The following is an 8,864-nucleotide window of genomic DNA, read 5'->3' as shown; positions in this document are numbered from 1 at the left end:
GAAGTGGCGTCCGAGATCCGCGACGCCGTGAGCGATCCGGTGGCGCTCAAGCGGCGGATCGAGTCGCTCATGCACTTGAATCCCGGCATCGAAGTCTACGTCGTCGACATGTCCGGTGCGATCCTCGCGTTCTCCGCCGCGCCCGGCAAGGTCGTCCGCCGTACCGTCGATCTCGATCCCATCCGCGCGTTTCTCGCGGGCGGCCGCTTCCCCATCCGCGGCGACGACCCGCGCGATGCGATGCGCCGCAAGATCTTCGCCGCTGCGCCACTGGCCGCCAGCGGTGACGGCATGGGCTACATCTACGCGATCCTCGGCGGTGAGCTGTACGACGCGGTCACCGGCCATCGCGAGACGCGCTACATCCTCGACCAGAGCCTCCTGATCATGCTCGCCGGCCTCGTGCTGGCGCTGGTGGCCGGCTTTACCATCTTCGCCGTCGTGGCCCGCCGGCTGGAGCGGCTGGTGGCGGCGATGGAGCATTTCAAGAACAGCGCGTTTCGCGAGAAAGTGCTCTTCTCGCCGCTGCCGCCGCCGGGCCGGGCGGACGAGATCGATCGCGTCGCCGCCACCTACAACGAGATGGTGGAGCGGATGACCGCCATGATCCGCGAACTGCAGCGGCAGGAGTCGGTGCGTCGCGACCTCGTCGCGAACGTCTCGCACGACCTGCGCACTCCGCTCGCCTCGCTGCGCGGCTACCTCGAGACCCTGATCATCAAAGGCGACAGTCTGTCGGCGGACGAGCAGCGAACGTATCTGTCGATCGCGACCCAGCAGACCGAGCGACTCGCGCAACTGGTGGCCGAGCTCTTCGAACTGGCCAAGCTCGAAGCCAAGGAAGTGACCGTGCACGCCGAGGCGTTTCCGGTGGCCGAACTGATCCAGGACGTGGTGCAGAAGTTCGCGCTCGATGCCGAGCGGCGTCGGGTCGACATCCGCGCCGAGGTGAGTGCCGAGCTCCCGATCGTCATGGCCGACATCGCGCTCGTCGAGCGCGTGCTGCAGAACCTGATCGACAACGCGCTGCGCCACACGCCGGCGGGCGGCAGCGTCACCGTCACCACGCAGGCGCGCGAGCACGACGTGCTGATCGCGGTGGCCGACACCGGCACCGGCATTCCGAAGGATCACCTGCCGCACGTCTTCGAGCGCCTCTATCGCGTGGACAAGAGCCGCGACAGCCGCTCCGGCGGCGCCGGCCTCGGGCTCGCCATCGCCCGGCAGATCGTCGAACTGCACGGCGGTCGCATCAGTGTTGAGAGTGAACCCGGTCGCGGCGCAGTCTTCGCGTTTTCGTTGCCGCTTGCCGGCGCTGCGCGATAGCGCGCTCGTCATTCGGAAGGGAGGGAGGCAGATGGCGCTCTACTGGAGAATCCTGGTGCCACTCGCCGTGGTGTGGCTGGTCGTGGTCGGCGGCGTGCGCTGGGTCTGGGCGCCGCACGCCATTGCTGAGGGAGAGACGCAGTATCGCGACCGCATCGGCGATGCGCTGGACCGGCTGTCTCGTGAACTCGCGCCGCTGCTCAAGGACGGCGGGACCGCAGCGGCGGCACCGGTGCTCGACGAAGCGCTGCGGGCACGTCCGGGCTGGGTCGCGCTCGAGATCAAGGACCGCTCGGGGCGGACCGTGCGCAAGGTCTCTGGTCAGGATGTTGCCGCGACGGCAGCGGATGCGCACGCCCTCGAGCAACCGGTCACCGACGGCGCGGTGGTGCTCGGCTGGCTCACGGCGAATGTCGACTTCGGACCGCAGTTCGCAGTCATCCGCGCGGGCCTGCGCGATCTGACCCTGCTCCTCGTCGCCGGCCTGGTTGCCGCCCTGATCGTCACCGCGCTCGCCCTGCGATTCTTTCTGGCGCGTTCGCTCGACCGTGTCGCCGAATCGGCCGAGCTCCTCGCCGCCGGCGGCATCGCGCACCTCGATAACGCGAATGGCACCGGGCGATTGGCGGCGAGCGTCGGTCGCCTCGGTGAGAAGCTTGCCGAGCGCGCGCGCGATGCGGAACGCGAGACCGAGCGTCGCCGTGCCGCCGAGGACCGCCTGCGCGAGAGCGAGGAGCGCTACACGCTGGCGGTGCGCGGGGCCGATGACGGGTTGTGGGAGTGGGAGGTCGGAGACGACCATGTCTATTACTCGGCGCGCTGGAAGTCGATGCTGGGTTACACCGAGGACGAGATCGGCGACAGCCTGGACGAGTGGCGCGGACGCATCCACGCGGACGACCTGGAGACGACGCTTTCCGCGCTGCAGGCGCACCTCGACGGTACCACCTCGCGCTTCGAGAACGATCACCGGCTGCGCCACAAGAGCGGGCGTTACCGCTGGGTGCTGGCACGCGGCGCCACCCTGCGCACGGCTGCCGGCAAGCCATACCGGCTGGTCGGCCTCAATACCGACATCACCGCCCGCAAGCGCGCGGAGGAAGTGCTGGTCGCGCTGGCGGAAGGGCTGGCGGCCGCGCGCGGCGACGAGTTCTTCCGCAGCCTGGTGCGCAACTTTGCGAGCGCGCTGGGCGTTCGCTACGCCTTCATCGCCGAGTGCGCGAACTTTCCGACCACGCACGTACGCAAGCTCGCCTCCTGGAAGAACGACACCTGGGCGGAGGCGAACGAGTTCGACCTGGCGGGGACTCCCTGCCAGGAGACCGTGAATCTCGGGCGGGTGTGCGTGTACCAGCGCGACGTGGGGGTCATCTACCCGCGCGAGGCAGGCTTCGAGAGCTATCTCGGCATCCCCATCTTCGACAGCACCGGTCGTGTCATCGGTCACCTCGCCTGCTACAACACGGAGCCGATGCAGGAAGACCTGCCGGTGCAGTCGATCTTCTCGCTGTTTGCGGTGCGCGCCGGCGTCGAGATGGAGCGGCGCACCCTCGAACAAAGGCTGCGGACGCTGGAGTCGCGCGCCGCCGGGTGAGCGCCGCGGGTCCGAGCGCGTGACGGAAATGTGAGACTTGCGTGACGAAGACGTGAGCCGCCGCCAGCACACTGCTCGGGAGCGTGCTGCCCGGCACAAGAGGTACCGGGTGCGAGCCGCCATCACCCATCCGTCACGGAGGACCTCCCCATGTTCACACCCGCGAGGGCGCGCCGAATGCGCGCTGTTGCCACCGCCGCCACATTGCTGATCTGCGCTCCGTTTGCCGCCGCCGCCGATGACATGGTGTCCTTCGCCACCGGCGGCTACGCGAGCGGTCTCAGGAGCGGCGAGCTCATGAAGAAGATCGACACCAACAAGGACGGCATGGTGTCGAAGGACGAGTGGGTCGCGTACCAGGAGCGCGTCTTCGTGATGCTGGATCACGACAAGACGATGATGATCGACGAGAAGGAGTTTCTGGCACCGTCGAGTGAACTCGCCTCCTTCGCTACCGGCGGCTACGCGCGCGGGCTGCAGAGCCCCGAGATGATGCACAAGATCGACACCAACGGTGACGGCCGCGTCTCCCATGACGAGTACATCACGTATCAGGTCAAGGTGTTCGAGATGATGGACACCGGGCACAGCGGCATGGTCGGCGCCAAGGAGTTTCTCGGCAAAGGCCTTGCCTCGAAGTGATTGCCGGCTCGCCGCGGCGCGGGGGGCGGCGCACGGATGCGCGCGGAACCGCGCCGGGGCGAGCGGGTCTTAGCCGACGAATCGAATCACGAGAAGGATCATGAAACGCCGCAATTTCCTGACCGGCCTGTCCGGGTTGTTCGTAGCCGCTGCGTTGCCCGCGGCGGGCAAGGAGAAATCGTCCGTGACACCGCTGAACAAGCCGAAATCCGAGTGGAAGACCCTGCTGCCGGCAAACCGCTATGCCGTCCTCTTTGAGGAGGACACCGAGCGCCCGTTCACGAGCCCGCTCAACGCCGAGAAGCGCGCCGGCACCTTCATCTGTGCCGCGTGCTACCTGCCGCTCTTCGACTCTGCCCAGAAGTACGAAAGCGGCACCGGCTGGCCGAGCTTCTTCGATGCGCGGCCGGAGGCGGTCGGCACGAAAAAGGACTACCGGCTCGTGTGGCCGCGCACGGAATACCACTGCGCGCGCTGTGGCGGGCATCAGGGGCACGTCTTCAACGATGGCCCGCAGCCGACGGGTCTGCGCTACTGCAACAACGGTCTCGCGCTCGAGTTCGTGCCGGCGGGTGAAACCTTGCCGGCGTTGCGGACATGAAGCGCCTGCTCGCCTGCACGGTCGCGCTCGCCGCGCTCCTCTGCTTCCGGACTGCGGGCGCGGAAGGCAAGGAGGTCTCGGCCATCTTCGCCGGCGGATGCTTCTGGTGCGTCGAGGCCGACTTCGAGAAGCTGCCGGGCGTGACCAGGGCAGAGTCCGGCTATACCGGCGGCAAGGTGCAGAATCCGACCTATGAACAGGTGAGTGCCGGCGGCACCGGGCATGCGGAGTCCGTGCGCGTGTGGTACGACCCGCAGCAGGTCAGCTACGAGCAGTTGCTGGATTATTTCTGGCACCACGTCGACCCGACGGTGAAGGATCGTCAGTTCTGCGACGTGGGCGCGCAGTACCGCACCGCCATCTTCTACGAGAACGACGCCCAGCGCGCCGCGGCCGAGGCGAGCAAGACGGCCCTGGAGAAGGAGGGGCGCCTGCCCCGGATCTACACCGAGATCGTGCCGGCGGGCACGTTCTACGTGGCGGAGGATTACCACCAGGACTACTACAAGAAGCATCCCATCCGTTATCGCTATTACCGGACGAGTTGCGGGCGCGACGCCCGCGTCGCGGAAGTGTGGGGGACAACGCACTAGCACAACCGCGGTCACACGAGGTGCAGGAGCGTCGTCCGGCGACCGTCGTCTTCGTCCACGGCCTGTGGATGCGTGGGCCGACGCTCGGCCTGCAGGCGCGCCGCATCGGGCGCTGCGGCCTGCGGACGGACTGCGCGTTCTCCTACGCCTCGGTGAGCGATCCGCTCGATGCTCATGTGCACCGGCTGGCGCGGCACATCGCGGGACTGGATGCGCCCCGCGTGCATCTTGTCGGCCACAGCATGGGCACGCTCGTCATCCTGAAGATGCTGGCGGAGTCGCGGGATCCGCGCCTCGGGCGCGTCGTGCTGCTTGCGCCGCCGTTTCACGGCAGTCGCGCGGGGCGTGCAGTCGGCGCCATCCGGCCGGGTCGGTGGGTGCTCGGCCGCAGCTACGCGCTGTGGTCTCGGGAGGAAGCGGTGCCGCCGCCGAGAGATCTCGAGGTCGGCGTCATCGCGGGCACCATGCCGCTCGGGGCGGGTGCCCTGCTGCGCGTGCTGGAGGCGCCGCACGACGGCGTCGTCACCTGCCGGGAAACGCTGGTGCCCGGCGCACGGGATTACATCCGCCTGAAAGTGAGTCACGCCGGAATGCTGGTAGCGCCGTCGGTGGCGCGCCAGATCGTCGCGTTTCTGGAGAGCGGCCGCTTCCAGCATGCGCAGGCGGAGGTGGTTTGAGGTCTGCGCTCGCGGTGGCGGTGCTCCTGGCGCTCGCCCTTTCCGGCTGCACCGCCGCGCCGTACTACTGGCAGGCGGCAAGCGGTCAACTCGAACTCTGGCAGAAGTCCCGCCCGATCGACGACTGGCTTGCCGACCCGGATACGAAGCCCGAGCTCAAGGCCCGCCTGAGGCAGGTACAGGAGATCCGAAGCTTTGCCAGCGACGACCTCGGCCTGCCCGACAACGGCAGCTATCGCACCTTTGCCGAGCTTGGCCGTCCCTACGTCGTGTGGAACGTCTTCGCCGCGCCCGAGCTCTCGCTGCAGCCCGTGCAGTGGTGCTTCCCCGTCGCCGGCTGCGTCACCTATCGCGGCTATTTCGCCGAGCAGAGCGCGCGCGGCTTCGCGGACGGCCTGAAGGCGGAAGGCTACGACACCTACGTCGGGGGCGTACCCGCCTATTCCACCCTGGGGTGGTTCGACGACCCGGTGCCGAGCACCGTCATCGGCTATCCGGACACCGAGCTTGCGCGGCTCATCTTCCACGAACTCGCGCACCAGGTCGTCTACGTGAAGGATGACACGACCTTCAACGAATCCTTCGCCACGGCGGTCGAGCAGGAAGGGGTCCGGCGCTGGGTCGAGGCCCAAGGCTCGCCCGAGAAGCTCGTGCAGTTCGAGCGCGGACAGGCACGCAAGCGCGAGTTCATCGCGCTCGTCATCGAATACCAGGGCAAGCTGACAGCGATCTACGCCTCGGATACAGGCGACGACGAAAAGCGGGCGCTGAAGGCGCAGACCCTCGCCGCGATGCGCGAGGACTACGCCGCGCTCAAGCGGCGTTGGGGCATGCCAAGCGGGTACGACGCCTGGATCGCCGGGCCGCTCAACAACGCGCAGATCGCCTCCGTCGCAAGCTATACGCAGCAGGTCCCCGCCTTCCAGGCGCTGCTCGCGCAGGAGCAGGGCGATCTCGGCCGGTTCTACGCGGCGGCGAAGCAACTCGCGAAGCTGCCGAAGGCGGAGCGGGACGCGAGGCTCGCGGAGCTCGCGGCGCAGACGAAAGCTTCAGGATGAAACGGAACGCGAAAGGAAGAAACCTTGGAGATCACACTACGTTTGTCAGTTTCTCCAGACATGCAAGAGCGCGCCGCAGGCTGTCTGAGCGCTGGGCAGCAATGTCCGGCCGCCATGGCGACGATGCAAATTCGATGAGACGTGACGCGTAGGCGGGACCAATTGGCCGCCCACTACCGTCGCGCGGTACCATGTCCGCCCGAATGGCAGTGCGGCGCGAGGCGCGTGCAAGATTCACCATTGCTGTCTTCGGGTCCTGCAGGGATTCAGGATCTCGCGGGATCCTGTTTCGCGAGACGCCGAGGAAGGCTGCAAGCGCATCGGCGTCCGCGAGCAGCCATGCCTCCACGGCGCGGACGGCCACGCGAAAGCAGAGAAACGGCACCTGCACAGGAACCCAATCCGAACGTAAAGGCGGCGGGCATGGCGCATCGTGATCGAGGTCGACAAGAACAATCCATGGTGCTCGGCGTGCGGCGTTGACATAGCCCGTTCTCTTTTCGCGAAGCGACGCTTTGCCGTACTTGCCATACACTGGTCCAAGCTCTGCACCGACTTGCGTAATGAGCTTTCGCACGACCGCTTCATCCGTAGCGCCCTCGACAGCTGCCGAGATAGTCACCAACACTGCATCCTCAACCGTCCCCGAAAAGGCCAAGTTGCTCCGCGTGGACAGGCCGCGTCCTTGGTATAACGGCATCCGCGAGCGAGAGCCCGCCCTCGAGGAGATCGCGTATATCTTGGTGCGAACCTGCCGGCGTTACCTCCGTTCCCTCAGGTCCAGGCCGAAGGAGTAGCACCTCGTCGAGTCCGATTCCTTCATCGCGGAGCAGGTCCGGCGAATGGGTACTGAGAAAGATCTGTCGACCAGTGCGCCGCTGAAGTCGCGCCAGCATCTGCGGCAGTACCTGCACAACCTCAGGATGGAGCGAGAGTTCTGGCTCTTCAAGGAGCAATGGCCCCTCCTTATCCAGCGCTACCCATAAGAGTCCCATCAGCCGAAGCGTCCCATCCGAGAACTGTTCCTCGGTTTGCCACGCTCCCTGCGGGCGCCAATGCTGGTATTTTCCGCGCAAGTGTGGTGTCCCCCGAATGTCCCGCCACATCTCGATCTCGTGAAGCTGTGGTACGGCTACCCGAAGCGCATCTTGGATGCGCCGCAAGCGAGCATTTCGGGTTTTCTCGGGTGTTTTTGCGACCTGCTCCAGGAAATCACCGCCGAACGGATCGTTCGCGCGACCGACCGAGCGATCTGGCTCACGCACGAGCTGGGGCACGATGTGCAAATAGCGGATCGATGCAAAGAACGAGGCGAGATCACGGAAGGGCTGATTTACGTTCACCTGCTCAAGATAGGTTTGCGTCAACCGCTCTAAATCCTGCAAATCTTCGGGATTCGGTCGGTCGAGCACCGCCTGCCCGTTGCGCCGCACCCGCTCCTTCCGTATAGAAGGCTGGCGTTGCTTGTCCTGATTGAAAGCGAGTTCGTATTCCCAGTATTCCGAATCACCCTCTACTTTGAGAGCAACGTAGAGCTCGATGTTCGGATAACGGCGCGCCGCCAGACAGCGGATCGCGCTTACGCCGCCACGGCGGCTGATGGCTTCTTGAAATCCACCACCCGACGACGCCAGATCCCGGAGGAAACGGAAAACATCGAGAAGGTTCGACTTTCCGGAGGCGTTCGGGCCCACGAGAAACAAGCGATCCCGAATGTCTACCTGGACCTGAGCAAAGTTCTTCCAGTTCTGCAGGCGCAAACCAGTTAGCTTGATATTCATCGAGGCTTCTCAATTCCGGCAAGTTGTGTCTGTTGTCTAAGCCTTGAGTGCACCCCTTTGCAGAAGCCTCGTAACGGCGTTGACGGTTGCCTCTCAGACAATCCTTCTGGGTAGCTAGGGGTCGTGGTTGCGCCTGCCTCAGCTGCGATTGCCGCGAGTATACTGTCGCACTTGCTGATACGGCACTTGGATTCAACGGTACACGGATCTCAGGGTGCCGCTCGATGCGGTTCTTTCCTCCGCATCGCCACCGTCGGCAGCCCCATGCCGATCACGCCCTTCACCCAGCCTGTGAGCGAGGACGTGGCGGTGGCGGGAACCGCCTCGCCGGGATAACATCGCCGGCGCTCAACCCGTCGGAGGAAGAAATGAAGAGACGTTGTCTCACGATGCTGCTGTGCTGCCCGCTGCTCGCCTCGGCACAAACGATCGCGGTGAAGACCGGGGCGTGGGAGATGACGTACAAGGGTGCTGCATTTCCCCGGCCCGTGGTCGAGAAGGACTGCGTCACCAAGGCCGATCTGGAACAGCTTGCGCGGGCGCCGGACGACGAGGACGGCGACTGCAAGTTCGTCCGGCCGCCGACGATCAC

10 protein-coding genes are annotated in these 8,864 nt (G+C 65.8%); 8 read left to right on the top strand and 2 right to left on the bottom strand.

The features are described 5' to 3' along the window. The first annotated feature begins 27 nt into the window (after nt 1–27). The 7 genes from JNK68_02985 to JNK68_02955 all read left to right on the top strand — a co-directional run bounded on the left by JNK68_02985 (nt 28) and on the right by JNK68_02955 (nt 6,491). On the top strand, nt 28–1,326 hold the full coding sequence (locus tag JNK68_02985) for a HAMP domain-containing protein (protein MBL8539318.1): 1,299 nt from the start codon (nt 28–30) through the stop codon (nt 1,324–1,326). A 31-nt stretch (nt 1,327–1,357) separates the two neighbouring features. Next, on the top strand, nt 1,358–2,920 hold the full coding sequence (locus JNK68_02980) for a PAS domain-containing protein (GenBank protein ID MBL8539317.1): 1,563 nt from the start codon (nt 1,358–1,360) through the stop codon (nt 2,918–2,920). A gap of 177 nt (nt 2,921–3,097) precedes the next feature. Continuing rightward, entirely contained in the window at nt 3,098–3,562 is a 465-nt protein-coding gene (locus tag JNK68_02975) for an EF-hand domain-containing protein (protein ID MBL8539316.1), read from the top strand. Nucleotides 3,563–3,662: 100 nt separating this feature from the next. Then, nucleotides 3,663–4,163 (top strand): peptide-methionine (R)-S-oxide reductase MsrB, encoded by a 501-nt coding sequence (gene msrB, locus JNK68_02970; GenBank protein MBL8539315.1) that lies wholly within the window; start codon nt 3,663–3,665, stop codon nt 4,161–4,163. Continuing rightward, entirely contained in the window at nt 4,160–4,756 is a 597-nt protein-coding gene (gene msrA, locus JNK68_02965) for a peptide-methionine (S)-S-oxide reductase MsrA (protein MBL8539314.1), read from the top strand. The genes msrB and msrA overlap by 4 nt, the downstream gene beginning before the upstream one ends. A gap of 20 nt (nt 4,757–4,776) precedes the next feature. Beyond that, complete coding sequence (locus JNK68_02960) at nt 4,777–5,433, top strand: alpha/beta hydrolase (GenBank protein MBL8539313.1); 657 nt, start codon at nt 4,777–4,779, stop codon at nt 5,431–5,433. Nucleotides 5,434–5,459: 26 nt separating this feature from the next. Beyond that, nucleotides 5,460–6,491 (top strand): aminopeptidase, encoded by a 1,032-nt coding sequence (locus tag JNK68_02955; GenBank protein MBL8539312.1) that lies wholly within the window; start codon nt 5,460–5,462, stop codon nt 6,489–6,491. 31 nt (nt 6,492–6,522) lie between these two features. On the opposite strand, the gene JNK68_02950 is transcribed toward JNK68_02955, so the two are convergent. Next, entirely contained in the window at nt 6,523–7,068 is a 546-nt protein-coding gene (locus tag JNK68_02950; GenBank protein ID MBL8539311.1) for a hypothetical protein, read from the bottom strand. Between the two features lie 58 nt (nt 7,069–7,126). Beyond that, nucleotides 7,127–8,266 carry an AAA family ATPase gene (locus JNK68_02945; protein ID MBL8539310.1) on the bottom strand — a complete coding sequence of 380 codons (1,140 nt, stop codon included), beginning with the start codon at nt 8,264–8,266 and terminating at the stop codon, nt 7,127–7,129. Between the two features lie 374 nt (nt 8,267–8,640). Between JNK68_02945 and JNK68_02940 the strand changes: the two genes are divergently transcribed. After that, nucleotides 8,641–8,864 (top strand): hypothetical protein (locus tag JNK68_02940; GenBank protein MBL8539309.1); only part of this gene is annotated, 224 nt, incomplete at its 3' end.

The sequence above is a fragment of the Betaproteobacteria bacterium genome, assembly GCA_016791345.1.
GTDB lineage: Bacteria > Pseudomonadota > Gammaproteobacteria > Burkholderiales > JAEUMW01 > JAEUMW01.
Note: the sequence above shows the minus strand (reverse complement) of the source record. Positions and strands in the feature narration are given on the sequence as shown.

Excerpts from the sequence above, each read along its gene's own strand:
- JNK68_02980 (MBL8539317.1), top strand. The coding sequence starts at position 1,358 with ATGGCGCTCTACTGGAGAATCCTGGTGCCACTCGCCGTGGTGTGGCTG.
- JNK68_02975 (MBL8539316.1), top strand. The coding sequence starts at position 3,098 with ATGCGCGCTGTTGCCACCGCCGCCACATTGCTGATCTGCGCTCCGTTT.
- msrB (MBL8539315.1), top strand. The coding sequence starts at position 3,663 with ATGAAACGCCGCAATTTCCTGACCGGCCTGTCCGGGTTGTTCGTAGCC.
- msrA (MBL8539314.1), top strand. The coding sequence starts at position 4,160 with ATGAAGCGCCTGCTCGCCTGCACGGTCGCGCTCGCCGCGCTCCTCTGC.